General features: G+C 67.2%; 21 protein-coding genes. 8 read left to right on the top strand and 13 right to left on the bottom strand.

What is annotated here, in order from left to right:
* Positions 1-93: 93 nt before the first annotated feature.
* The 5 genes from rhdA (at position 94) to H681_RS22325 (ending at position 6,906) form a co-directional block, all read left to right on the top strand.
* A complete protein-coding gene (rhdA, locus tag H681_RS22305) occupies positions 94-906 on the top strand; it encodes a thiosulfate sulfurtransferase (protein WP_015479157.1) in 813 nt (270 codons plus the stop codon).
* 3 nt (positions 907-909) lie between these two features.
* Entirely contained in the window at positions 910-1,779 is an 870-nt protein-coding gene (gene asd, locus H681_RS22310; protein ID WP_015479158.1) for an archaetidylserine decarboxylase, read from the top strand.
* Positions 1,780-1,856: 77 nt separating this feature from the next.
* Positions 1,857-2,834: an HPP family protein gene (locus H681_RS22315; RefSeq protein ID WP_015479159.1), complete on the top strand. Its 978-nt coding sequence runs from the start codon at positions 1,857-1,859 to the stop codon at positions 2,832-2,834.
* 128 nt (positions 2,835-2,962) lie between these two features.
* A complete protein-coding gene (locus tag H681_RS22320) occupies positions 2,963-4,756 on the top strand; it encodes a hypothetical protein (protein WP_015479160.1) in 1,794 nt (597 codons plus the stop codon).
* 65 nt (positions 4,757-4,821) lie between these two features.
* Positions 4,822-6,906: an EAL domain-containing response regulator gene (locus H681_RS22325; protein ID WP_015479161.1), complete on the top strand. Its 2,085-nt coding sequence runs from the start codon at positions 4,822-4,824 to the stop codon at positions 6,904-6,906.
* Between the two features lie 71 nt (positions 6,907-6,977).
* Here the strand turns inward: H681_RS22325 and serB are convergent, their stop codons facing one another.
* Positions 6,978-8,198, bottom strand: coding sequence for a phosphoserine phosphatase SerB (serB, locus tag H681_RS22330; protein WP_015479162.1), 1,221 nt, complete (start codon positions 8,196-8,198; stop codon positions 6,978-6,980).
* Between the two features lie 211 nt (positions 8,199-8,409).
* Between serB and H681_RS22335 the strand changes: the two genes are divergently transcribed.
* Both H681_RS22335 and H681_RS22340 read left to right on the top strand, forming a co-directional pair.
* On the top strand, positions 8,410-9,936 hold the full coding sequence (locus H681_RS22335) for an AhpA/YtjB family protein (RefSeq protein WP_015479163.1): 1,527 nt from the start codon (positions 8,410-8,412) through the stop codon (positions 9,934-9,936).
* A gap of 34 nt (positions 9,937-9,970) precedes the next feature.
* Positions 9,971-10,507, top strand: coding sequence for a metal-dependent hydrolase (locus H681_RS22340; protein ID WP_015479164.1), 537 nt, complete (start codon positions 9,971-9,973; stop codon positions 10,505-10,507).
* Here the strand turns inward: H681_RS22340 and H681_RS22345 are convergent.
* The 11 genes from H681_RS22345 to H681_RS22395 form a co-directional block, all read right to left on the bottom strand.
* On the bottom strand, positions 10,421-11,740 hold the full coding sequence (locus H681_RS22345) for a calcineurin (RefSeq protein WP_041712216.1): 1,320 nt from the start codon (positions 11,738-11,740) through the stop codon (positions 10,421-10,423). The genes H681_RS22340 and H681_RS22345 overlap by 87 nt on opposite strands.
* Entirely contained in the window at positions 11,737-13,338 is a 1,602-nt protein-coding gene (locus H681_RS22350; RefSeq protein ID WP_015479166.1) for an ArnT family glycosyltransferase, read from the bottom strand. The genes H681_RS22345 and H681_RS22350 overlap by 4 nt, the downstream gene beginning before the upstream one ends.
* A 221-nt stretch (positions 13,339-13,559) precedes the next feature.
* Positions 13,560-14,279, bottom strand: a complete 720-nt coding sequence (locus H681_RS22355; RefSeq protein WP_041712217.1) for a PqiC family protein — start codon at positions 14,277-14,279, stop codon at positions 13,560-13,562.
* 149 nt (positions 14,280-14,428) lie between these two features.
* Positions 14,429-16,693 (bottom strand): DNA topoisomerase IV subunit A, encoded by a 2,265-nt coding sequence (gene parC / locus H681_RS22360; RefSeq protein ID WP_015479168.1) that lies wholly within the window; start codon positions 16,691-16,693, stop codon positions 14,429-14,431.
* Between the two features lie 7 nt (positions 16,694-16,700).
* Entirely contained in the window at positions 16,701-17,225 is a 525-nt protein-coding gene (locus tag H681_RS22365; protein WP_015479169.1) for a retropepsin-like aspartic protease family protein, read from the bottom strand.
* A complete protein-coding gene (locus H681_RS22370; RefSeq protein WP_015479170.1) occupies positions 17,222-18,226 on the bottom strand; it encodes an esterase-like activity of phytase family protein in 1,005 nt (334 codons plus the stop codon). The genes H681_RS22365 and H681_RS22370 overlap by 4 nt, the downstream gene beginning before the upstream one ends.
* A complete protein-coding gene (gene parE, locus H681_RS22375; protein ID WP_015479171.1) occupies positions 18,226-20,121 on the bottom strand; it encodes a DNA topoisomerase IV subunit B in 1,896 nt (631 codons plus the stop codon). Before parE ends, H681_RS22370 begins: the two co-directional genes overlap by 1 nt.
* Positions 20,122-20,131: 10 nt before the next feature.
* Positions 20,132-20,755 carry a YqiA/YcfP family alpha/beta fold hydrolase gene (locus H681_RS22380; RefSeq protein ID WP_015479172.1) on the bottom strand — a complete coding sequence of 208 codons (624 nt, stop codon included), beginning with the start codon at positions 20,753-20,755 and terminating at the stop codon, positions 20,132-20,134.
* A 79-nt stretch (positions 20,756-20,834) separates the two neighbouring features.
* Positions 20,835-21,653, bottom strand: a complete 819-nt coding sequence (cpdA, locus tag H681_RS22385) for a 3',5'-cyclic-AMP phosphodiesterase (RefSeq protein ID WP_015479173.1) — start codon at positions 21,651-21,653, stop codon at positions 20,835-20,837.
* 158 nt (positions 21,654-21,811) lie between these two features.
* A complete protein-coding gene (locus H681_RS22390; RefSeq protein ID WP_015479174.1) occupies positions 21,812-22,270 on the bottom strand; it encodes a DUF1249 domain-containing protein in 459 nt (152 codons plus the stop codon).
* Positions 22,261-22,878 (bottom strand): NUDIX domain-containing protein, encoded by a 618-nt coding sequence (locus H681_RS22395; protein WP_015479175.1) that lies wholly within the window; start codon positions 22,876-22,878, stop codon positions 22,261-22,263. Before H681_RS22395 ends, H681_RS22390 begins: the two co-directional genes overlap by 10 nt.
* A gap of 207 nt (positions 22,879-23,085) precedes the next feature.
* Between H681_RS22395 and H681_RS22400 the strand changes: the two genes are divergently transcribed.
* On the top strand, positions 23,086-23,838 hold the full coding sequence (locus H681_RS22400) for an RsiV family protein (RefSeq protein ID WP_015479176.1): 753 nt from the start codon (positions 23,086-23,088) through the stop codon (positions 23,836-23,838).
* 88 nt (positions 23,839-23,926) lie between these two features.
* On the opposite strand, the gene cytX is transcribed toward H681_RS22400, so the two are convergent.
* Positions 23,927-25,213 (bottom strand): putative hydroxymethylpyrimidine transporter CytX, encoded by a 1,287-nt coding sequence (cytX, locus tag H681_RS22405; protein WP_041712218.1) that lies wholly within the window; start codon positions 25,211-25,213, stop codon positions 23,927-23,929.
* Positions 25,214-25,325: the final 112 nt, after the last annotated feature.

Genomic DNA, 25,325 nt, shown 5'->3' on the forward strand with positions numbered 1-25,325 from the left:
ACTATCGCCCCTCAACGGCAGCCCAGGGCCGCCAGCTCACGCCGCCGCGTCCACCCTCGCGGCGGGCCGTCCGCCGTACCGGGAGACTTCGACATGTCCGCCTTCTCCGCACTGCCCCTGGTGATCGAACCGGCCGACCTCGCCAGCCGCCTCGACGCCGCCGAACTGATCCTGGTCGACCTGACCAGTGCCGCGCGCTACGCCGAAGGCCACATTCCCGGCGCCCGTTTCATCGCTCCGGCGCGCACCCAGCTGGGCGGGCCGGCACCGGGCCTGCTGCCGGCCAAGGCCGACCTGGAAGCGCTGTTCGGCGAACTGGGCCACAACCCCGACGCCGTCTACGTGGTCTACGACGACGAGGGCGGCGGCTGGGCCGGCCGCTTCATCTGGCTACTGGATGTGATCGGCCACCACCACTACCACTACGTCGACGGCGGCCTGCATGCCTGGCTGGCCGATGGCCTGCCGCTGAGCCAGGACGTCCCGGCGCCGGCCGGCGACCCGCTGCCGCTGACCCTGCACGACGAGCCCACCGCCACCCGCGAATACCTGCAGAGCCGCCTGGGCGCCGCCGACCTGGCCATCTGGGACGCGCGCAACCCCAGCGAATACAGCGGCCAGAAAGTCCTCGCCGCCAAGGGCGGACACGTTCCGGGCGCGGTCAACTTCGAATGGACCGCCGGCATGGACCCGGCCCGCGCCCTGCGCATCCGAACCGATATGCCGCAGATTCTGCAGAACCTGGGCATCACCAAGGACAAGGAAGTGATCACCCACTGCCAGACCCATCACCGCTCCGGCTTCACCTACCTGGTGGCCAAGGCCCTCGGCTATCCGCGGGTCAAGGGCTACGCCGGCTCCTGGTCGGAATGGGGCAACCACCCCGACACCCCTGTAGAGGTTTAAGGAATGTCGTTCAAAGATCGTCTGTTCATCCTCGCCCAGTACCTGCTGCCGCACCACCTGCTGTCGCGCCTGATCGGCTGCGCCGCCGAATGCCGCGCGCCCTGGTTCAAGGACCGCCTGATCCCCTGGTTCGCCCGCCGCTACCAGGTGGACATGCGCGAGGCCCAGGTCGAGGACCTGCGCGCCTATGAGCACTTCAATGCCTTCTTCACCCGCGTCCTGAAAGACGGCGCCCGTCCGCTGGACGAGAGCGAAGGCAGCGTGCTGAGCCCCGCCGACGGTGCCATCAGCCAGCTCGGCCCGATCGAGCACGGCCGCGTGTTCCAGGCCAAGGGCCACAGCTACAGCCTGATGGAACTGCTGGGCGGCGACGCCGAGCGCGCCGCGCCCTTCATGGGCGGCGAATTCGCCACCGTCTACCTGTCACCCAAGGACTACCACCGCGTGCACATGCCGCTGGCCGGCACCCTGCGCGAGATGGTCTACGTACCGGGCCGGCTGTTCTCGGTGAACCAGCTGACCGCCGCGCAGGTGCCGGAGCTGTTCGCCCGCAACGAGCGCGTGGTGTGCATCTTCGACACCGAGCGCGGGCCGATGGCGGTGGTGCTGGTCGGGGCGATGATCGTCGCCTCCATCGAAACCGTCTGGGCCGGCTTGGTCACACCGCCCAAGCGCGAGCTGAAGTCCTTCGCCTATGACGAAGCCGCCCGCGCGCCGATCCACCTGGAGAAAGGCGCCGAGCTGGGCCGCTTCAAGCTGGGTTCCACCGCCATCGTGCTGTTCGGACCGCAGCAGGTCAGCTGGGCTGAAAACCTGGCGGCCACCAGCCCGGTCCGTATGGGACAGCGCCTGGGTGGCGCGCGCCAGGGCTGACGCCCGTTTCCTATAAGGCGGGTGGCCAATGAGCCGCCCGCCCTGCTTCTTGCCTTACTGCCTTGCTGTCCCTTGCCATGAAACGCTTCCTGCACCTCATGGGCTGGCGCGCCAACGCCACCAGCCATCTGGAAAAGTGGCTCTCCGCGCTCGGAGCGCTGTGCGGCCTCGCCGCCATCTACGCCGTCACTCACTGGGTATTGCCCAGCGAAGCGGCTATCTGGGTCGTCGCCTCGATGGGCGCCAGCGCCGTGCTGCTGTTCGCCGTGCCCCACGGCGCACTGTCCCAGCCCTGGGCGGTGCTCGGCGGCCAGGTGCTGTCGGCCGTCGTCGGGGTGATCTGCCAGAAACTCTTCCCCGAGCAGCCCTTCACCCCGGCCCTGGCGGTCGGCGCGGCGATCCTGGTCATGCACTACACCCGCTGCATCCATCCCCCGGGCGGCGCCACCGCGCTGGCGGCGGTGTCCGGCGGGCCGGCGATCAGCGCGCTGGGCTTCGACTACGTGCTCAGCCCGGTGCTGCTCAACGTGGTGCTGATCCTCGCCGTGGCCGTGGCCTTCAACGGCATGTTCGCCTGGCGCCGCTACCCCGCGCCTCTGGCGCGCCTGCCCGACACGCCGAAGCTGCCCGCGGGGCCCGCCCCGGAAGACCTCTACCACGCGCTGCGCAAGATGGATTCGTTCATCGACGTACAGTTCGACGACCTGCTGAAGATCCTCCAACTGGCCCAGGAGCACGCCCAGGCGCAGCGCCTGACGCCCGACGACATCCTCCTGGGCGCCTGCTACAGCAACGCGCTGAGCGGCAACGCCTGGGCGGTGCGCCAGGTGATCGACGACCACCCCGGCAAGCGCACGCGCCAGGACCAGCTGGTCTACAAGGTGGTCGCCGGCGCCGGCAAGGGCAACACTGGCGCCTGCCGTCGCCAGGACCTGGTCGAATGGGCCGCCCATGCGGTGATTCCCCAGGGCGACGGCTGGTTGCGCGTCACTCCGCAAGCCTCCGCCAGCGACGCCCTGCAGCGCCAGATCAGGGGCGAAACTCCCCGTCCGTGACCCGTCGGCGCACCCATCCAGCGATGGGCTGCGGTGCGCGACGGATGCTGCTAGAGTTCGGAAAAAGCCGAGCGTGACGACCGGCCGGTCCACCAAACGGCCCAGATTGTGGAGAATCCGAACCCAGCATGGACAACAGTCCCCAGCAGTTTCTGCGCGTCCCCACTCCGACGCACGAAAGCCTGAGCTTCTGCAACGCCACCCCGCGCGAGCTGAAATACTGGCTGGATCACCTGCCCAAGGCCAATCTGGGCGAAACCGCCCGCCAGCTCTATCAGGGGCTGATCGAGCTGAACCAGCTGAAGCTGCCGGTGGAAGCGCGCCTGCAGTTGCTGGAGCTGTTTCGCCCGGAAGTCCAGTTCGTCTGCCAGCACCTGGAACGCCACTTCCTCAACCAGTCCATCGTCCTCGACGAGCGCCCGCGCAAGGTGGCCAACCTCTGCCAGGCCCTGCAGAACCACCTGGCCATCGGCTACAAGCTGATCGTCGTGCGCGAGGCGGGCCGCGTTTCCCGTGAGCGCGCGCAGTTGCTGGCGGCCTCCATCCAGCGCGCCATCCGCGCCCTGTGCGGACCGCTGGTCCGCGCCTCGCAGCTGTATTGCCCGGTACCGGAAGGGCTCTGGCTGGAACTCCATCAGCTGTACCAGCTGGCGCGCCAGCACGGCCTGCAGAACCTGAGCATCCGCGACGCCCTGGCCCGTGACGCCCAGGGCCTGACCATCGAGCAGTCCTACCTGGTGGCCGTGATGCTCGGCTCGGCGCGCTGCAACCAGATGCGCCAGCACAACATCGCCCGCCTGGCGGAAGTGCTGGAAAACTGGGGCCCGCAGATACGCGTCCAGTCCGCCGATGCGCCCTCGACCCTGTTCGTCGTCGCCCCCCAGGTGGACGGGGCGCCGCGCTACCGCACCCTGTTCAAGGAAGGCGAACTGCCGGGTGGCTTGGGGATCGATCCGCAGCCCCTGGTGGACCTGATCAAGGAATACCTGCTGCTCCTCCCGGAGAACCGCGCCCAGGCGCGCCTGAAGGTGCCCGAGGGCGTCTCCGTGGACCTGCTGCAGCACCTCGCCGCCGCCTGGGGCGACATCGCCGAACGGACCTTCCAGCGCACCCTCGGCCGCGGCCAGCTCACCCTGTGCATCGGCATGAGCGCCCTGCACTACTTCCTCGCCGGCCGGCGGAACTTCACCGACGTGCTCAGGACCCAGCCGCAACACCTGGCCCCGGCCTTCAAGGCCGATGCCCAGGACGCCTGGTCCACGGCCTTCGACGCCCGACAGGTCAAGGACTGGCAGCCCGGCATGTCGCTGGAGGAAATCGAGTACACCCCCAGCAGGCCTGTCGACAGCACCCGCGCCGCTCCCGACCTGCCCAGCGAGGACTACCCGGTCTTCGCCCTGCCCATCGTCAACCACAGCCCGGGCGGCTACTGCCTGACCTGGCCAAAGGACATTCCCAGCCAACTGCAGGCCGGCGAACTGCTGGGCATCCAGGACACCCCGGATCACAGCTGGAGCATCGCCGTGGTGCGCTGGATCCGTCAGGTACGCGGCGGCGGCACCCAGATGGGCATCGAGCTGATCGCGCCGCTCGCCCAGCCCTGCGGCCTGCAGTTGTTGCGCAAGACCGAACAGGGCAGCCACTACCTGCGTGCGCTGCTGCTGCCGGAAATCTCCGCGATCTCGCGGCCGGCGACCGTGATCACCCCGCGCCTGCCCTTCCAGGAAGGCAACCGCGTGCAGATCAACCTGGCGGGCGAGGAGCGGCGCGCCACGCTCACCCGCAAGGTCACCGCGACCGGCAGCTTCACCCAGTTCGAATACCGGGCGCACGACGCCATCGCTGCAACGAACGATAAGCCGGTCACAGCACCAGGCACCCGCGGGGAGGAAGACTTTGACTCGCTCTGGAAGTCGCTGTAGATTCCGGCCAATCCCCATTCATCGCCCATTTGCTGCCGTCCAGCGCGGTATAAGCAGCCTTACTCATGGCCAATGAAAAGAAGACCGTCCGACTACTGATCCTGGAAGACTCACAGAACGAAGCCGAGCGCCTGGTCAGCCTGTTCCGCAACGCCGGGCGCGCCACCCGCGTCCACCGCATCACGTCCAGTGAAGACCTCCTGGAAATCCTTCCCCAGGGCTGGGATCTGCTGATCGCCGCCCCTGACAGCAGCGCAATGGCGCCCAGCGATGCCCTGAGCGGCATTCGCCGCCAGGCCAAGGACATCCCGTTCATCCAGCTGATCGCCGGCAACGACTCCGACGCGGTGACCGAAGCCCTCGCCCTCGGCGCCCAGGACGCCCTGCCGCAAGGCGAGGACGAGCGCCTGATCCTGGTCGCCAACCGCGAGCTGGCCAACCTCGAGGAGCGCCGCGCCCGCCGCGCCGCCGAAGTCGCCCTGCGCGAGGCGGAAAAGCGCTGCCAACTGCTGCTGGACAGCTCGGTGGACGCCATCACCTACGTGCATGACGGCATGCACATCTACGCCAACCGCGCCTACGTCGACCTGTTCGGTTACGACGACGCGGAGGAACTGGAAGGCCTGCCGATGATCGACCTGATCGCCGGCAGCGACCAGGCGACCTTCAAGGACTTTCTCAAGGGTTACCCCAATACCAAAGAGAGAACGGAAGACAACGCCGACCTGGCCTGCAGTGGAATCAAGGTGGACGGCCAGGCCTTCAGCGCACGCATGAGCTTCTCCCCGGCCACCTACGACGGCGAACCCTGCATCCAGGTGGTGATCCGCGCCCAGACCGGCAACGCCCAGCTCGAAGAAAAACTGCGCGAGGTCAGCAGCCAGGACCTGGTCACCGGCCTGTACAACCGTGGCCACTTCCTCGACCTGATGGACAGCGCCGTGGAGCGCGCGGTGACCGCCAGCCAGCCGGCCAGCTTCGCCTACATGCTGCTCGACCGCGCCCAGACGCTGCAGCTCAACCTCGGCGTCGCCAGCATCGACCTACTGCTCGCCGACCTCGGCAACCTGCTGCGCGCCCACTTCCCGCAGGAGGCCCAGCTGGCCCGCTTCAGCGACGACGTGTTCGCCGTGCTGCTGCCGGGGCACAGTCCCGACCAGACCCGGGCGCTGTTCGCCAGCCTGCTGAAGAAGATCGAAGGCCACCTGTTCGACATCCACGGTCGCACCGCCCAGGTCACCCTGTCCATCGGCGTCGCCGGGCTGGACGAAAAGACCACTCGCGCGCAGGACGTCATCGAACGCGCCCATCGCAGCGCCGACGAAATCGCCCAGAGCGAAGGCAACGGCCTGAAGCTCTACGATCCGGCCGATGAACTGGCCGCCGCCGCCAACCGCGGCGACACCCTGGCGATCATCCGCCAGGCCCTGGAGCAGAACAGCTTCCGCCTGCTGTTCCAGCCGATCATCAGCCTGCGCGGCGACACCCACGAGCATTACGAAGTGCTGCTGCGCCTGCTCAATCCGCAGGGCGAGGAAGTACCGCCGGCGGACTTCCTCGCCGCCGCCAAGGCGGGTGGCCTGGCCGAGAAGATCGACCGCTGGGTCCTGCTCAACTCGATCAAGCTGCTCTCCGAACACCGCGCCAAGGGCCACGACACCAAGCTGTTCGTGCACCTTTCCAGCTCCAGCCTGCAGGATGCCGAGCTGCTGCCCTGGCTGAACGTGGCGCTGAAGGCATCGCGTCTGCCCGCCGACGCCCTGATCATCCAGATCAGCGAACCGGACGCGATCAGCTACCTCAAGCAGGCGAAGGTGCTCAGCCAGGGGCTCGCCGAGCTGCACTGCCAGATCGCGCTGTGCCAGTTCGGCTGCGCGCTGAACCCGTTCAACACGCTCAAGCACATGAACGTCGATTTCGTGAAGGTCGATGGCTCCTACGTGCAGGAGTTGGGCAAGGCGGAGAACCAGGAGAACCTCAAGACCCTGATGGCCAGCCTCCACGCCCAGGCCAAGCTGACCATCGTGCCGATGGTGGAAACCGCCAGCGCCCTGGCGACGCTCTGGCAGGCCGGCGCCAACTACATCCAGGGCCACTACCTGCAAGGACCGAGCCAGGCGATGGACTACGATTTCGCCTCGGACGAGTAGCCATTCGCTCAGGCATGAAAAAGCCGCCCAATGGGCGGCTTTTTCATGCCTTGCGTAGACAGCCGGATCGATCAGCGGCCGTCTACCCCTTCGCGATCACGGAAACCGAGCAGGTAAAGAATGCCATCCAGCCCGAGAGTGGAAATCGCCTGCTTGGCCGACTGCTTGACCAGCGGCTTGGCGCGGAAAGCCACGCCCAGGCCGGCCAGGCCGAGCATCGGCAGGTCGTTGGCGCCGTCGCCCACGGCGATGGTCTGCTCCAGCTGCAAACCTTCCTTCGCCGCCAGCTCGCGCAGCAGGTCGGCCTTGCGCTGGGCGTCGACGATCGGCTCGATGGCCACGCCGGTCAGCTTGCCATCGACGATCTGCAGTTCGTTGGCGAACACGTAGTCGATGCCCAGCTTGGCCTGCAGCTGCTTGGCGAAGTAGCTGAAGCCGCCGGAGAGGATCGCGGTCTTGTAGCCCAGACGCTTGAGCTCGGCGAACAGCGTTTCGGCGCCTTCGGTCAGGCGCAGCGAAGCGCCGATCTCTTCCAGCACGTCCTCGGACAGCCCCTTGAGCAGCGCCAGGCGCTCCTTGAAGCTGGCGCGGAAGTCCAGTTCGCCGCGCATGGCGCGCTCGGTGATCTCCGACACCTTGTCGCCCACGCCGGCGGCCTTGGCCAGTTCGTCGATGACCTCGGCCTCGATCAGCGTCGAATCCATGTCGAACACCGCCAGGCGGCGGTTGCGGCGGAACACCGAGTCCTGCTGGAAGGCGATGTCGACGTTCAGCTCCTGGGCCACGCTGAGAAACTCGGCGCGCAGCGCGACCGGGTCGTCCGGTTCGCCGCGTACCGAGAACTCGATGCAGCCCTTGCCCTGGTCCGCCGGCATGTCCAGCGGCATCCGTCCGGACAGGCGGTCGATCTGGTCGATGTTCAGGCCGTACTTGGCAGTGATCGAGCTGACGCGCTGCAATTGCTCGGCGGTCACCCGGCGAGTCAGCAGGGTCACGATCTGGCGGGGCTTGCCCTGGCCACCGACCCACTGGCGGTAATCGTCTTCGGACACCGGCGTGAAGCGCACCTGCTGGTCGAGCTTGTAGGCCGTGAACAGCACCTCCTTGAGCACCGACGAGGCTCGCTCGTTATCCGGGATTTCCACCAGGATGCCGAAGGACAGGGTGTCGTGGATCACCGCCTGGCCGATATCGAGGATGTTCACGCCACCCTGCGCCAGGACGCCGGTAATGGCCGCGGTGAGGCCGGGGCGGTCTTCCCCGGTGATGTTGATCAGGACGATCTCGCGCAAGGCGCTGTCTCCGCCATGTAAAAAAGGCCGACATTCTACCTGCTTTACGCCGCATACGCCCGGTTGGCGGGCACCGCCGCCGATCGGATTGAGCAGTTCTTCCCCCGCTCATCCCGGCTTCGGTCGTATTGACAAGGCCTGCGGCGCTTTGCCCCTCCGGAGGGCCTCGTTATACTGCCCCGCATCTGCCCTACTGAAGACCGAGCCCGCTGTGACCCGGCCCACCTCCGTCAAGCCCGACAATTTCTTCCTGCTGCTCTTCCACGCGCTGCGTCAGCGCCGGGTGCCGATCGCGTTGCGAATCGCCATCCACAGCCTGATGCTGGTGGCCGCCGCCCTGGTGATCTACGCCTGGGTCATGGGCATGCAGTTCAAACAAGCCATGCAGCAGCAGGCCGACGCCCTGGGTCAGAGCCTGACCACCCAGACGGCCTCGTCCGCCACCGAGTTGCTGGTGTCCAACGACATCCTCAGCCTCAACGTGCTGCTCAACAACCTGACCAAGAACCCGCTGGTGGCCCACGCGGCGATCTACAGCGTGGACAACCGCATCCTCGCCGAGTCTGGCACGCGCCCCAAGCAGGGTCTGCTGGGCGACACCGAAGGTCTGTATTCCACCCCCATCACCTTCCAGGAAGTGATCGCCGGTCACCTGCGCATCAGCCTGGACATGCACCAGTTCGAGCAGCCGATGACCGTCAGCCTGCAGAGCATGGGGCTGATCAGCCTGATCCTGCTGCTGCTGACCCTGACCCTCAGCCTGCGCCTGGGCCGGCAGATCTCCACGCCGCTGCTGCAACTGCGCGTCTGGCTGCGCGACCCGGACGATCCCGCTCCCGGCGCCGGCCTGCAGAACGAGATCGGCGACCTAGCCCGCCAACTGCAATCGCGCCTGGTGCCGGAAAAGCCGCCGGCGCCCGAGCCGGTGATCGTCGCACCTGTCGCCCGCCCGAAAGCGACCCTGGACGCCGCGACCGGCCCGGACGAACACGAATTTGACGAGAACATCTTCTCCGAGGACGAACTGCCGGCACCCGCGCCCCGCCGCACGGACGACAGCGACGACTTCCCCGAAGAAGAACCCGCGACACTCGCCGAAGAGCCTGCCGCCACGGACGAAGAGCCCGAGCTCGAACCGGAGCCGGAGCCCGAACCGCTGTCCAGCGGCACCAGTGCCGTCCTGGCCGTTCAGCTCGGCGCCCAGGAACAGCTGCGTCGCCTGCCGCGCGCCCGCCTGGTCGACCTGCTGGAACGCTACCGCGACTGCCTGGAACAGGCTGCGCGCCTGTACAAGGGCACGCTGTACACGCTCAGCGATGGCGGCAGCCTGATCCTCTTCCACAGCCGCGACCAGGACGACGAGTACCTCACCAACGCCCTGTGCTGCGGCGAGCTGATGCGCGCCCTGGGCCACGCCCTGCAGATCGAGGTGGCCGACAGCGGCATCACCCTGCAACTGCAACTGGGCATGACCCTGGGCGAGGATGTCGCCGACCTCGAACAGGCCGAACTGCTGCAGGAGTCGGCGGCACAGGACGCCCTCGCCCTCAGCCAGCACAGCCGCAACCTGCTGCTGGTGGAGAAAACCATCGGCGATGACGAGAAAGTCCGCGAACGGGCACGCATCCGTCCCATCGCCAGCCCGGAAAACGCCTGCTGCGTGGAATGGCTGAAGGAACCCTACCCCTCGATGCTGGAACGCCAGCTCTCGCGCATGCGCGCTCTGCGTACCACATGATGTCGGGGCCGCCAGGCCCCTTGGAACGGACGCCATGACCACCCTGATCACCCATCCCCTGCCCGTGCTGGCCGCGGGACTGGCGCTCGGTTCACGGGTGATCCCGCCACGCCTGCTGCTGGCCGGCCTGTTCGCCGCCTGCCTGCCCGACTTCGACGTCATCGCCTTCAAGCTCGGCATCGCCTATCAGGACGCGCTGGGGCATCGCGGCTTCAGTCACTCACTGCTGTTTGCCGCCCTGCTCGGCCTGCTCGGCGCCGCCTGTTGCCGCAGGCTCGGCTGCGGCCCGCTGAAGGCCGGCCTGTGGATCGCCCTGGCGACCGCCTCCCACAGCCTGCTCGATGCCATGACCGACGGCGGGTTGGGAGTGGCCTGGTTCTGGCCCTGGAGCGACCGGCGCTACTTCCTGCCGCTGCACCCCATCGAGGTTTCGCCGATTGGCCTGTCGCGCTTCCTGAGCCCGCGCGGTGCGCAGGTACTGCTGTCAGAGGCGCGTTGGGTCTGGATACCCTGCGTGGCCATTGCCCTTGGCGGCATCGCGCTGCGCCGCCTGCTGCGACTGCGCGGCTGACTCGAGCTGCGTCCGGACTTGCTGCAACAGCGACGCCCCCTCCGCCGCGCCCTCGGGCAACTGCGCGGTGTAGCCCTGGAAGCCGGCGAAGCGCGCACGGAAATCCAGGGCGATGTGGAAGCGGTTATCCCAGCCAGCCGAAGGTGCCGGCAGCAATTGGTCGCAACCGCGCAGGTCCTGCTCCGAGGTGCAGCCCTTGAACGCCTTCGGGTAGAACTGCCGCTTCCACAGTACCCAGGGTGACAACGACAAGGCATCGATACGATTGCGCCGCAAGTCCAGCTCCAGCAACTGCAGCAACCCGTTGCCGCCCAGGTACTCGTCCTGGTAGTCCACCATCACCATGTCCACGCTATGCCCCCGGTCGTTGAGCATGCGCGCATGGGCCGAGCCTTCGACGTGCGCACTGAGGGTCAGGAATATCTGATCGTTACGGCGGATCAACTGCTGCCAGAGCAGGGGCCCGCTGTCGCTGCCCTCGCGGGACAGCTGCGGCTGCTCGCCGGCCTTGCGGTACAGAATATTGTGCGACGCGAGGATCACCGGGACGTGCGGATGCGCGTCGATGACCTGCTGCGCCCAGGCCAGCGTGGCCGTCGACGGACTCCAGTCCAGCGCCAACAGGAGGAAGGACTGGCCGTACCGGCGGAACAGGTGGTACTGGCTCAGGCCGAGCGGGTCGCTGCCGCCGTAGGTGCTTTGCCAGGCGGCGCGTTGCGGGCCGAAATGGTCCTTGAAACGGTCGCGGAACGAACGCTGGTCATCGGGCGTGGTGGCGCCATGAATGTCCCGGTCGCCGCTCATGATGCTGTAAGGCACGCCACCCTCCTCCAGCACCCGCATCGCGCCGCTGGCGACCTGCCACTGGCTCAGGGTGCCGGCGTTCTGCACCACATCGCCCAGATGCACCACCATCGGCACCTGCAGGGCCTCGGCATTCTTCGTCAGCCACGACGTCTGGGCGAAGAAGGCCAGCGCCGGCTCGTAGGGCAACCCCGCGTAACGCTCATCGCTACGGAACAGACGCAACTCGCGGTGATTGTTCTCGGCGTAGAACTGCGTATCCGGCAGCAGCGGCAGGACGAAGCTCCCCGGCACTGCGGTCACCCGCAACGGCGGCATCGGGTGCTGGCGAAACAACGCCTGATCGTGAGCGATCTGCTCATGGCGGTCAGCCCCCTGGCAGCCGCACAGCAGCAGACCAAGCCCCAGGACGGACAACAGAAACCTCATCGTACGGAACCGAACATGCTGGGGTTGCTCACACGCAGCAGGCAATAGCGGTCATTGTCGAAGCGGCCGCAGAGCAATGGCGCCTCCAGGGCCGGATAGGCAGCCCTCAGTTGGGCGGCGCGCTGCTCGTCCAGCATCAGGTAGTACGGCCCCGCCGACGCGGCGAGCTGCTCGGGACTGCCCGCGAACAGCGGCTGCATGTCGCGATCGAGATTGACCATGAACTTGATCGCCCGTGCGTCGCGTCCCATGCCATAGAGCACCAGCGGCGCCGGGGCCCCGGCCACCGCGGCATCCACCGCCAGGGAGAACTCACGGCTGTCGTACAAGCGCCGCTCCGCCGGCTCGACCACCAGCAGGTAGCCACCCCACAACGCCAGCACCGCGCCGAGCGCGATCAGTTCCGCGCGCCGATCGCGCTGGAACAGCCGGGACAGCGAGAACAACTGCAGAACGACCAGACCGCCAACGCACAGCCAGACGCGCCAGCCGAGTGCCTGCAATACCTGCGGATAGCGCCGCCAGCCCAGCCATACCCCCAGCAGAACGAGCAGCGGAAGCACCAGCCAGAGCGCCTGGATCAGACGGCGCAGAAACACGGCCAAACGCCGGTCGCCAACGTAGAACGGATAAGTCGCGACGATCGCCGCCAGCGGCGCCATCGCCAGGATGTAGCGAGCCTTCTTCGCCTGCGGCACCGACAGGCCAACCATCACCACCAGTGCCGCCAGGACGCAGGCGACGACCAGCCGCGACGCCGGATCGCTCTTGCGTCGCCACAGCAGCGCGACGGCCGGCACCGCCAGCGGAAACGCCAGGGCATAGTTGCCCAGCGAACCGCGGAAGTAATACAGCGCATCGCTGGCACCGGCACTGCCATCCAGCCGGCCCGTGACCTGCATCCGCAGTACCTCCCAGGCAAAAGGCTCGCCTCCGGTCAATCGCGCCAGCGCCAGCAACAGGACGCCGCAGCCCGCCAGGAGCAGCAGCGCCCCCAGGGAAAAAACCAGCAGACAACGCCAGCGGCGATCCAGCAACAACGGGCTGCAGGCCATACCGGCCGGCACCACCAGCCCCAGCGGACCGCGCAGTACGAAACCGGCGAGCAGCAACGGCAGCAGACGCGCCAGCAATCCACGAGGGGGGTAACGTTCGGCGCGCATCGCGAAGAAGAACGCCAGCATCCCCAGTGCCGCGACCTGCAGATCGACCGACACCGCCCGGGTTTCGCTGAGGAAAGTCGCCGTGAGCAACAGCATCGCCACGCTGAGCAGGGCCCACTGCCGAGAGAGCGGCGCGACCAGGCGATAGGTCAGCCCGACGCTGGCGGCGGAGGCCAGGGCCGTCGGCAGCCAGGCGCTGAAGAGATTGACGCGGCCCAGCGGCAACGATGCCAGGTAGATCAGGAAGGTCGAGGCCCCCGGATAGTCCGGATAAGGCTCGCCATAGGTGGTCGGGAAGAAACCCGGCCCATGTCGCAGCATTTCCTTGGCGAACAGCACGAAACGCGAGTCGAACCCCACCACCGACGCGCCCTGCGCACCCAGCAGAAACAGCACGAGCGCCGCCAGGGCGACGCACAGCGCCTGCCGGGTCAAGGCAGCACCCGCCTGACCGGAAAGAGAAAGCGGAAGTGACGACGACACGCCAGGCCCCTCGCAGGCGCGCTACGGAAGGAGCTCCGTGCGGTCATGACCTGCAAACGGCGCCCTTGATATCACGCAGGGCGTCAAGAAGATGTCAAGCTGGGCGAGGCCTGCCGGGAGCCCGGCAGGCCGCATGAAACACGCCCGGAAACCAGGTTTCCGGGGCGCCGGAGTCAGAAGCGGTAAACCTCGACATCGGTGCGGATCGGCACCACCAGCGGGATTTTCGGCCCCTCGTCCTTGGGCTTGGACTGCTCGCTGTTGGCGACCGACGGCTTGCGTGTCGGCGTGGCCGGCTGCTCGGACAGCGCGGCGGCAACCGGGCGAACGTCCTTGGCCAGTTGGACCGACAACTTGCGCAGCAGATCACCCTGGGCCCGGACCTGGTCCTGGATGCTGCCCGAATGCTCCTCTTCTTCGCGGAACACCCGGCTATCGCGTAGCGCGCCCTTCTGGTCGAGCAGGCGCCAGCGCGCCTCCAGCACCGCCGGCTCCTTTGGGCCGGAATCCAGGCGGCTGATGGTCAGCATGACCTGCACCTGCGGCGTGAAGCCAGGTTTCTCCGGGAACAGGGCCAGACGCGTACTGTCGAGCTGGCTCGACAACAGGCGCAGCAGTTGCTGGCTGACATTGGTTTCCAGACTGCCCGCCCAACGGGCGTCGGTGGACAGGTTGAGAATACCGTCAGCCTGACGCTGAACCATCGTCTCGCGTTTCAGATAATCGGCCAGGGAAACCGGGCCAAGGAGCACAGCGACACCATTGTCGCGGGTCGGAACCGACGCGGCACCTGCATCCAGTTGATACAGCTGGGTCGGTCGATTCACTGTGCAGCCCGCCAACCCGAGGAGGCTGACGAGAGAAAGACATGCCAGGACGCGCAGAGCGCTCATCGTGAATCACCGTCATTCGCCGAATATCGGCGCTACTTTCAACATTTCAAGTAACTTCAGGCAACGCGCCACGGCGCCGGCTGCCAAAAGGATCTATCATCCCTCAACCGACGCCATAGCTCCAGAGGCAGAATGTATCGAGCCGCGTTTCAATCCTGAGACAGCGATTCTACCAGCAGACTGTCCACTCGCTGGAAACCGCGTGGCAATTTATTGCCTCGACGGCCCCTTTCGCCCTTGTAGTGCTCCAGGTCGTCACCCTTGAGGGAGAGCGTCCGCTTGCCCGCCTGCAGCACCAGGGTCGCGCCCGTCGGAAGAACGGCAAGGTCCGTCAGGTACTCTTCCCGACTGGCCACGCGGTCGCCCGGCACGCTGATGATCTTGTTGCCCTTGCCCTTGGCCAGTTGCGGCAGGTCGGACACCTTGAACAGCAACAGCCTGCCTTCGGTGGTGACGGCGGCGATCCAGTCCTGTTCCAGATCATTCACCGGCCTGGGCGCCATGACCTGCGCGCCGTTGGGCAGGCTGAGCAGCGCCTTGCCGGCCTTGTTCTTGGCCTGCATGTCCTCGCCCTTGGCAACGAAGCCGTAGCCGGCGTCGGAGGCCAGCACGTACAGCGCACTGTCTTCGGGCAACAGCACGCGGTCGAAGGTAGCGCCCGGCGGCGGCGTCAGACGGCCCGTCAACGGCTCGCCCTGGCCACGGGCCGACGGCAGGCTGTGGGCGGCCAGCGAGTAGCTGCGGCCCGTGGAGTCGATGAACACCGCGTACTGGTTGGAACGGCCCGGCGCGGCCGCCTTGAAGCCGTCGCCGGCCTTGTACGACAGGCCGGTGGCATCGATGTCGTGGCCCTTGGCGCAGCGCACCCAGCCCTTCTCGGACAGCACCACGGTCACCGGCTCGGTGGGCATCAGCTCGGTTTCCGACAGGGCGCGGGCTTCGGCGCGGGCGACGATGGGCGAACGGCGGTCGTCACCGTAGGTTTCGGCGTCGGCGATCAGCTCGTCGCGCACCAGTTTGCGCAGCTTGGCATTGGAACCCAGGATCGCCAGCAGCTTGGCGCGCTCCTTGGCCAGTTCGTCCTGCTCGCCGCGGATCTTCATCTCTTCCAGGCGCGCCAGCTGACGCAGGCGAGTGTCGAGGATGTAGTCGGCCTGCAGTTCGGAGAGCTCGAAGCGCTGCATCAGGACCGGCTTGGGCTGGTCCTCGGTACGGATGATGTGGATGACTTCGTCGAGGTTGAGGAAGGCGACCAGCAAGCCTTCCAACAGGTGCAGGCGCTTCTCGACCTTGTCCAGGCGGAACTGCAGGCGGCGGCGCACGGTGTCGGTGCGGTAGGTCAGCCACTCGCTCAGCACCTGGCGCAGGTCCTTGACCTGGGGTTTGCCGTCCAGGCCGATGACGTTCATGTTCACCCGGTACGAGCTTTCCAGGTCGGTGGTGGCGAACAGGTGGGTCATCAGCTCTTCGGCGTCCACGCGGTTGGAGCGCGGAATGATGACGATGCGGGTCGGGTTCTCGTGGTCCGACTCGTCGCGCAGGTCGGCCACCATCGGCAGCTTCTTGGCCTGCATCTGCCCTGCGATCTGCTCCAGCACCTTGGCCCCGGAGACCTGGTGCGGCAGCGCGGTGACCACGATATCGCCGTCCTCGACGCGGTATACGGCGCGCATGCGCACCGAGCCACGGCCGGTTTCGTAGATCTTCTGCAGGTCGGCGCGCGGGGTGATGATTTCCGCTTCGGTGGGGAAGTCCGGGCCCTGTACATGTTCCATCAGGTCGACGATGGTCGCTTGCGGCTCATCCAGCAGGCGGATGCAGGCAGCGGCCACTTCGCGCAGGTTGTGCGGCGGAATGTCGGTGGCCATGCCCACGGCGATACCGGTGGTGCCGTTGAGCAGCAGGTTCGGCAGCCGCGCCGGCAGCACCGCCGGTTCGTTCATCGTACCGTCGAAGTTCGGCACCCAGTCCGCGGTGCCCTGGCCCAGTTCGGACAGCAGGGTCTCGGCGTAGCGCGACAGCCGGGCCTCGGTGTAACGCATGGCGGCGAAGGACTTGGGATCGTCCGGCGCACCCCAGTTGCCCTGGCCATCCACCAGCGGGTAGCGGTAGGAGAACGGCTGGGCCATCAGCACCATCGCTTCGTAGCAGGCCGAATCGCCATGCGGATGGTACTTGCCCAGCACGTCGCCGACGGTCCGCGCCGACTTCTTGTGCTTGGCGTCCGCGTCCAGGCCCAGTTCGCTCATGGCGTAGACGATGCGCCGCTGCACGGGCTTCAGGCCGTCGCCGATGTGCGGCAGGGCGCGGTCCATGATCACGTACATGGAATAGTTCAGGTAAGCCTGTTCGGTGAAGTCGGCCAGTGACCGGCGCTCCACGCCCTCCAGACTCAGATCGAGGGTTTCGCTCATGCGTGCCTCACGGTGTAGATCGCTGGCGCAGCACCAGGGTGCCGTCCTGCTGGGTGAAATCGAGTTGCTTGAGGGCGCTCATGCCGAGCAGCACCCCGTCGCCTTCCATGCCCGGCGCGATCAGCGCGGACACGTCGTTCAAGCGGATGTCGCCAAGCTGCAGCGAAGACAGGCGCGTACGCCAGCCCTCGCTGCGACCGTTGGCGGTATTCAGGGCGATCGGCGCCCCCAACGGCAGCCCCAGGCGTCGGGCCAGCGGTTGCGGGATGGCGACCTGGGTGGCGCCGGTGTCGAGCATGAAGGTCACCGGCGTACCGTTGATCCTCCCGTCCACCACATAGTGGCCGGCGCGATTGCCGAGCAGGCGCACCTCCACGTAGCCGTTGCCCTTGACCGACCGCGGTTGCGGGTTCGGGTTGTGCTGGCGATCTTCCCAGGCGCCGAAATAGCGGGTGGCGAGCAGGATGCCCGCGCCCCAGGCGAGGAACATCATGATCTTGCCGATCCGCCGCCCCGGCACCGCGTCGCTCATTTGCCACCGAGCCAGCCGCCGGTCGGCGCGGCGAAGCGCAGTACATAGGGCCGCGAATCACCGTCGGCGCGAGCGTGCTCGCCGTTGTCCAGGCCGATCCAGGCGCCCTTGTCGTCGATCAGCAGCGCCTCGGCCACGCCGTACGGCAGGTCATAGCGCCGCTCCGGCGCCAGCGCACCGGCGGCGAACGACCAGCACTGCTCCTGCGCACCGGTATCGGCGTTGCGCCGGCAGATCTGATGGGCCAGGCGCTCGAGGGTGAACAGCTTGTCCTTGTACAGTGCCAGGTCGGAGAAATCGATGGGCAGCGGGCGGTCGCTACCCAGCTCCGGCGGCGGCTGTATCACGCCGCCCTCGCTGAGCAGCACGCAATTGCCGTCGCACTTCCAGGTGCCGTTGTCGTTGCGCACCCGCAGCAAGCCGCGGCGCTGACGCTCCGCCGCCAACCACAGGTGCTTGCCGTCCGGGCTGATCGCCAGGCCTTCGTACAGTGCGTTGAAGCTCATCAGCAGGCCGCTGGCCCGCGCCTGGCGCAGCAGGCTCTGCGGCAACGGCAGCCAGGACGCCTCGCCGGCGACCGGCAGCAGCAGGACAGCCGCGTAGCCTTCGCTGACCAGGTAACGGTTGCCCGACTGATCGCAACCGATGGCTTCGAAGTCCATCGCACCGCCGCGCATCAGGCTGCCCACGCTGACCCGCGCGCGCATGCCCCAGGACAGCCCGCTCTCCGGCACGCCGGGCGGCACGAACGGCTCGGCGCTGGCCTGCCAGGTCTTGCCGGGTTGCTCGTCGGGCAGCAGACGGTAGATGCGGTCGTCGTCACGGTCGGACACCGCCCACAGCTCACCGCCGCAACTCGCCAGCCCCGACAGATTGCCGCTGGGCATCCCGTCCACCGGGTGCTCGGAGACGAACTGCAGCGTGTTCGGCACCGCCACGGGCACGGTATCGGCCAGGGCAACGCCGGCGCACAGGCCGAGGGCGGCCAGCAGCCAGCGCATCAGGCGAAGTCCGCCAGGTTGCCCTTGGTTTCCAGCCAGGACTTGCGGTCGCCGGCGCGTTTCTTGGCCAGCAGCATGTCCATGATCTCCACGGTGCTTTCGGCGTCTTCCAGGGTCAGTTGCACCAGGCGGCGGGTGTTCGGATCCATGGTGGTTTCGCGCAGCTGCGGCGGGTTCATCTCGCCCAAGCCCTTGAATCGGGTGACCTGCGGCTTGCCACGGCGCTTTTCGGCGGCCAGGCGGTCGAGGATGCCGTCGCGCTCGGCCTCGTCGAGGGCGTAGAAGACTTCCTTGCCCAGATCGATACGGAACAGCGGCGGCATGGCGACGTAGACGTGGCCGGCTTCCACCAGCGGGCGGAAGTGACGAACGAACAGCGCGCACAGCAGGGTGGCGATGTGCAGGCCGTCGGAGTCGGCGTCGGCGAGGATGCAAATCTTGCCGTAGCGCAGCTGGGTCAGGTCGGCCGCGCCCGGATCGACACCGATGGCCACGGCGATGTCGTGCACTTCCTGACTGGCGAGCACTTCGCCGCCGTCCACTTCCCAGGTGTTCAGGATCTTCCCGCGCAGCGGCATGATCGCCTGGAATTCCTTGTCGCGCGCCTGCTTGGCCGAGCCACCGGCGGAGTCGCCCTCCACCAGGAACAGCTCGGCGCGCATCGGGTCCTGCCCCGCGCAGTCGGCCAGCTTGCCGGGCAGCGCCGGGCCCTGGGTGATCTTCTTGCGCTCGACCTTCTTGCCCGCCTTGAGGCGGCGGCCGGCGTTGCTGATGGCCAGCTCGGCCAGTTGCAGACCCAGTTCGGGGTGGGCGTTGAGCCACAGGCTGAAGGCATCCTTGACCACGCCGGAGACGAACGCGGCGGCCTCGCGGGAGGACAGGCGCTCCTTGGTCTGGCCGGAGAACTGCGGCTCCTGCATCTTCATCGAGAGGACGAAGGCGATGCGCTCCCAGACGTCTTCCGGGGCCAGCTTCACGCCGCGCGGCAGCAGGTTGCGGAATTCGCAGAACTCGCGCATCGCATCCAGCAGGCCCTGGCGCAGGCCGTTGACGTGGGTGCCGCCCTGGGCGGTGGGAATCAGGTTGACGTAGCTTTCCTGCAGCGACTCGCCGCCCTCGGGCAGCCACAGCAGGGCCCAGTCCACCGCTTCCTTGTTGCCGGCCAGCACGCCGCAGAACGGCTCGTCGGGCAGGCGCAGGTGCTCGGCGACGGAATCGACCAGGTAGGAACGCAGGCCGTCCTCGTAGTGCCACTCGACGCGCTCGCCGGTGTTCTTGTCCTCGAAGCTGACTTCCAGCCCCGGGCAGAGCACGGCCTTGGCCTTGAGCACGTGCTTGAGGCGGCTGACGGAGAACTTGTGCGAATCGAAGTACTTGGCGTCCGGCCAGAAGTGCACGCTGGTGCCGGTGTTGCGCTTGCCGACGCTGCCGACCACTTCCAGGTCGCTGGACTTGAAGCCGTCGGCGAAGGTCATGCGGTATTCGTTGCCATCGCGCTTGACCCGCACTTCCACCAGGGTCGACAGCGCGTTCACCACCGAGATGCCCACGCCGTGCAGGCCGCCGGAGAACTGGTAGTTCTTGTTGGAGAACTTGCCGCCGGCGTGCAGCTTGGTGAGGATCAGTTCGACACCCGGCACGCCCTCTTCGGGGTGGATATCCACCGGCATGCCGCGACCGTCGTCGATCACTTCCAGCGAGTTGTCCGCGTGGAGGATCACCTGCACGCTCTTGGCGTGGCCGGCGAGGGCTTCGTCGACGCTGTTGTCGATGACTTCCTGGGCCAGGTGGTTGGGACGGGTGGTGTCGGTGTACATGCCCGGGCGCTTGCGCACCGGATCGAGGCCGGACAGGACTTCGATGGCTTCTGCGGTATAGGCGTTCTGCTGGGCCATAGGTCCCTACTTAGTCAGAGGAAATTCGTTCAAAGGTCGAGAAGTCTACGTCGCGCCACAGGCCGGAGGGTATACCGGCGAAGGCCAGCAGCGCCGGCAGGTGGCTGACGAAGCGCTGGAAACTGTGATCGCCACCCGCCTCGACGCGCAGGGCACAGGCACGGTAATAGCGCTCGGCAGCGCGGTAATCGAGGGTTTCGTCGGCGGTCTGCAGCCACACCTGGTAGCGCGAGCCATCGGTCGGCGCCGGAACTTCCAGCTCAGCCAGGGCCTGGATGTGATCGCGCGTCAGTTCCCAGGCCTCGCCGCTGTAATAGTTGGTCTGCGGCCCGAGCTGGCCGTCGAACAGCCGGTGCGGCGCCACCGCCGGGTTGACCAGGACCGCCTTCAGGCCATGACGCTCGGCCAGGCAGGTCGCGTAGTAGCCGCCCAGGGAGCTGCCGATCAGCAGCGGCTGGCCGAGCTCCGCCAGCACCGACTCCAACTGCGCCACAGCCTGACGCGGATGATGGTGCAGCGCCGGAACGCGCACCTCTGCGTCCAGCCCCAGGCGCTGCAGGGCGGCCACGAACTGGCGCGCCTTCTGCGAAGCGGGCGAGCTGTTGAAACCGTGGATGTAGAGGAATGCAGTCATGGGCCGGGAGGCTACAAGCTGCAAGCGGCATGCCGCAAGTGCATCGAGCCGAGGATGGCGACTCGTACGAGGCCCGGCCTCAATAACCCTTGACGCTGTAATCGACCTCGAAGTCGATGCCGGTCACCCGCGAGACGCCGGTTTCCAGCAAGCCATCGGGATGCAGGCGCAACCAGCGGTAACCCGGTGCGGGGCTGTCGACGCAGAAATCCTCGCTGCCCGGCGTGAACTGCACGCAGGTGGACGGCGAAGCCAGCAGGCGCACATCGCCGCGCAGGCGGTCGATCTCCTGGTGCACATGGCCCCAGAGCAGGCAGCGAACGTTCGGGTAGCGGTCGAGCACGGCGAACAGTCGCTGCGGATTGTGGATCCCGATACGGTCCATCCACTGGCTGCCGATGGGCACCGGATGGTGGTGGAAACTGATCAGCAGGTGCTTGTCCGGCGCGGCCTGGATGGCCCGTTCGAGCAGGTCGAGCTGCGCATCGTTCATCTGCCCCGGCACGGCGCCCGGAATGGTGGAGTCGAGCAGGATGACACGCCAGGCGCCCAGGTCGATCACCGGCTCCAGCAGGTCGGTGCCCGCCGTCGCTTCGCGCATCAGGTCGAGTTCGTCGTGGTTGCCGGGGAACCAGCGGATCGGCGCAGCGATGGGCGCGGTGAGCTCACGGAAGCGCTGGTAGGACTCCAGGCTGCCATCCTGCGACAGGTCGCCGGTGGCCAGCACCAGGTCGATGGCCGGCTGCTCGTCACGTACGAGGCGGACCACCTGATTCAGGCTGTCGGCCGTATCCATGCCCAGCAAACGGCCATCGGACTCGGCGAACAGATGGCTGTCGGACAGCTGGACCAACAGGACCGATGCGCTATCGGAGGGGTATGCAGGCACTGGAGGCAATGCGCCTTCTCCTGTGAGGCGGGCGTCCACGAATGAGTGATGAGTATGGTGACAGCCACGCTCCCGAGCAAACCGGGAAAGCGTCACAGATCACATTCAGGGATACGCGGCGGACGACGAGTGGGCAGTATACATGGCACGAGGCCATCACTACGATATCAGCGCTGCAGCACCGGCTCCAGCTCGTGGCCGCAGGACAGGCAATGGCTCAGCCACTCGCCGAGGAACAGGTTCAACTGGTTCTTCTCGTCCGGCTGGTGCATCGCCTGGTTCGGATAAGGGTAAATCGCCAGCAGGCGGCGCGCTTGCTCGGCGCCGACCACTTCGGCCATGCGCGCGTCGTGGTACACCCGCACTTCCAGCCTGGGCGCCGGCAGCCAGGGCAGGCCCAGCTCCTGGCGCACCTGCAGCACGGTGGTATAGGGGCAGGCTTCCACCACGTCCAGCGCCAGCACGCCGAGCAGGCGCTCGCCTTCGCTGAGCGCCACGCGGCGCGAGACCCGGGTCTCGCGCATCTCAGGCAACAGGCGCATCAGGCGCAAGTAATTCGCCTCGCAGGTCGCCTGCAATCCCGCCAGGTCGACGCGATAGCGCTCGCGCAACAGATTCACACCCATAACCCCCGCACCTCGGCGCGGTTCAGCGCCAGCCATTGCAGGGCGAGCATGCTCGCCGCGTTGTTGATGCGTCCGTCACGCACGGCCTGCAGCGCCTCCTCGAAGGCCAGCACGTGCACACGGATATCCTCACCCTCTTCCGCCAGGCCGTGAATGCCCGCCGCCGTGCTGCTGTCGCAGCGGCCGACGAACAGGTGCACCAGTTCGTTGCTGCCGCCGGGCGACGGCAGGTACTGGCTGATCGGCCAGAGCGCGCCGAGGACCAGGTCGGCCTCTTCCACCGCTTCGCGGCGGGCGACCTCCTCGGGCTCCTCGTCCTTGTCGATCAGGCCGGCAACCAGTTCCAGCAGCCAGGGATTGACCCCGGCGTCCATCGCGCCGACGCGGAACTGCTCGATCAGCACCACTTCATCGCGCTGCGGGTCGTAGGGCAGCACGCAGACGGCGTCGTGACGCACGAACAACTCGCGGGTCAGCACCGGCCCCATGCCACCGGCGAACTGGCGATGCCGCAGGTGCAGCCGGTCGAGCTTGTAGAAGCCCTTGAAGCACTGCTCGCGCTTCTGGATCTCGACATCCTGGGGGCCTGGTTTGAACGTGTCCGACATCCCGTTCCACTCACTGATCGATTGAACTTCGCGCCATCCTATCGCGCCGCTTGAGGCGGCGCAGCCTCTTTCTCGGACCGCCCGGCGGGCTGACCGGGCGTGCGCCCGAACTCTGCCGCCAGACGGCCGACTGGTTCATACTGCCCGCCGAACCGGCGGCTGCGATGACGGTCCAACCCGCCCAAGTCCGCGACGACAAGGAATCCCATGCGTCTTCTGAAACTCGCTGCCCTCGGCAGCCTCTGTCTGTTACTGGGGGCTTGTCAGAGCCTGTTCAAGCCCGGCCTCGACGAGCCGCTGCCCGCCCGTCACACCGCCTTCGAGCACCTCCAGGCCGGCTGCCAGGGCGAGCAGTGCCCGCTGTTCAACCTCGATACCCTCAGCTTCGACGACGAGCCGGCGCTCAACGCCGCGATCGATAGCCAGTTGCTGGCGCTCGCGCGCAGCCCTGAGGGCGCCGTGCCGGCCAGCCTGGAGGTCTACGAGAAGCGCTTCCTGGACAGCGCCCAGCCTGGCTGGAGCAGCTACCTGCAAGCCAAGATCCGCGAACAGCATGACGGTCTGGTGATCATCGAGCTGTCCAGCTATCGCTTCACCGGCGGCGAGTACGGCCAGCCGGGTCGCGCTTTCATCAATTATGACCGGCGTCTGCACAAGGTGCTGACGTTGCAGGACATTCTTCTGCCCGGCCAGGAGGAGGCATTCTGGAAGACCGCCCGACTGGCGCACCAGGCGTGGGTCCTGCAGAACAAGCTGGATGAACAGGATCCGAATTTCTCCAGGGACTGGCCGTTCCAGACCACCCCGCACTTCGCCCTGACCTTCGGCGCCTTGACGCTCAAGTACGACATCGACCGCATCGCGCCGCACTCGGTCGGGCATCCGGAGCTGAAGCTTCCCTATCCCCGCCTGAACGGCATCGTCAAGCCGTATTACTTCCCGGGGCGCGGGGCTCAGTAAAGAGTCGCTTCGCGAGCAAGCTCGCTCCTACAGGTTAGCCTCTGTGCCGAGCCCGCCCTTGTAGGAGCGAGCTTGCTCGCGAACAGCCTTACGCCGAAGCCAGCACCTTGGCGCCGATCCGCCCCAGCAGCAACTGCAGCACACCCGCCACCACCAGCGCCGGCAGGGTCGCGCCCAGGTCCGGCTGGTAGTTCGCCAGCAGGTGATAGACCGCCACGCCGCCGCCCCAGGCCAGCAGCGAGCCCCAGCGCAGCCCGTGGGGAATCGCGGCCGGCGCGCGGCGGCGGAGGACGAAGTGATCCACCAGCACCACGCCGAACAGCGGGGCGAACACCGAGCCGATCAGCAGCAGGAAGTTCTGGTACTGCGCCAGCGGCGCGAACCAGGCGATCAGGGTGCAGATCACGCCGATGGCCAGGGCCAGGTGCTCGACCTTGAGCGGCAGCAGGATGCCGCTGGACACCGCCGCCGAGTGGATGTCGGCGAAGGCCTTCTCCGACTCGTCCAGCAGGATCAGCAGCAGCGGGATACCCATGCCGGCGCCGGCCAGCGCCAGCAGCAGCGCATTGGCGTCGCTGCCCTCGGCGAACGCCAGGGTGTAGGCCACGCCCAGGCCCATCAGCCAGAAGCAGCCGATGAAGAAGCCCAGCGCGGCGCCGCCGAAGGTGTGTTCGGCGCGCTTGCCGAAGCGCGAGTAGTCGGCGATCAGCGGCAGCCAGGACAGCGGCATGGCGATGGCAATATCGAAGCCCACGGCGAAGGACAGCGAGCCGTCGCCGGCCTTGGCCCAGAGCGAGGCCAGGTCGGCGCGCTGGAACAGGTCGATGGTCAGCCAGATACAGGCGGCGATCAGCAGCCAGATGCCCCAGCGGCGCAGCACGCGGCGCACGAAGGCGAGCGGCCCGCTGACCGCCAGCAGGGTCGCCAGCGCGCCGAACACCAGGGTCCAGAGCGCCGGCTGGGTCCCGGCGCTGCCTTCGCCGAAGGCGCGGGTCGCCAGCAGGCTGGCGGCGTCACGCATGACGATGATCTCGAAGGCGCCCCAGCCCACCAGTTGCAGCAGGTTGAGCAAGGCCGGCAACGCCGCGCCGTGGCTACCCAGGCTGAGCTTGAGCGAGGCCATCGCGGACAGTCCGGTATCGGTGCCGATCACTCCGGCGCCGGCCAGAAGCAGGACGCCGACCAGGGTGCCGAGCAGGATCGCGCCCAGCGCGCCGGCCAGGCCCAGGCCCGGCGCCAGCAGCGCGCCGGTCTGCAACACCATCAGGCCGATGCCGAGGGAGAACCACAGGGAAAACACGTCGCGCAGGCCGAGCACGCGCTGGGCGCTGCCCACGGCGGAAGTCGGTGAATAGTCGATGGCAGTAGTGGTCACGATGAGTACAAGGCTCGAAGGTTGGAATAGCTTTTTGTTCTTCGTAGGAGCGAGCCTGCTCGCGAACAGCCCCGCAGCGGGGTTCATTCGCGAGCAAGCTCGCTCCTACAGG

The sequence above is a fragment of the Pseudomonas sp. ATCC 13867 genome, assembly GCF_000349845.1.
Classification (GTDB): Bacteria; Pseudomonadota; Gammaproteobacteria; order Pseudomonadales; family Pseudomonadaceae; genus Pseudomonas.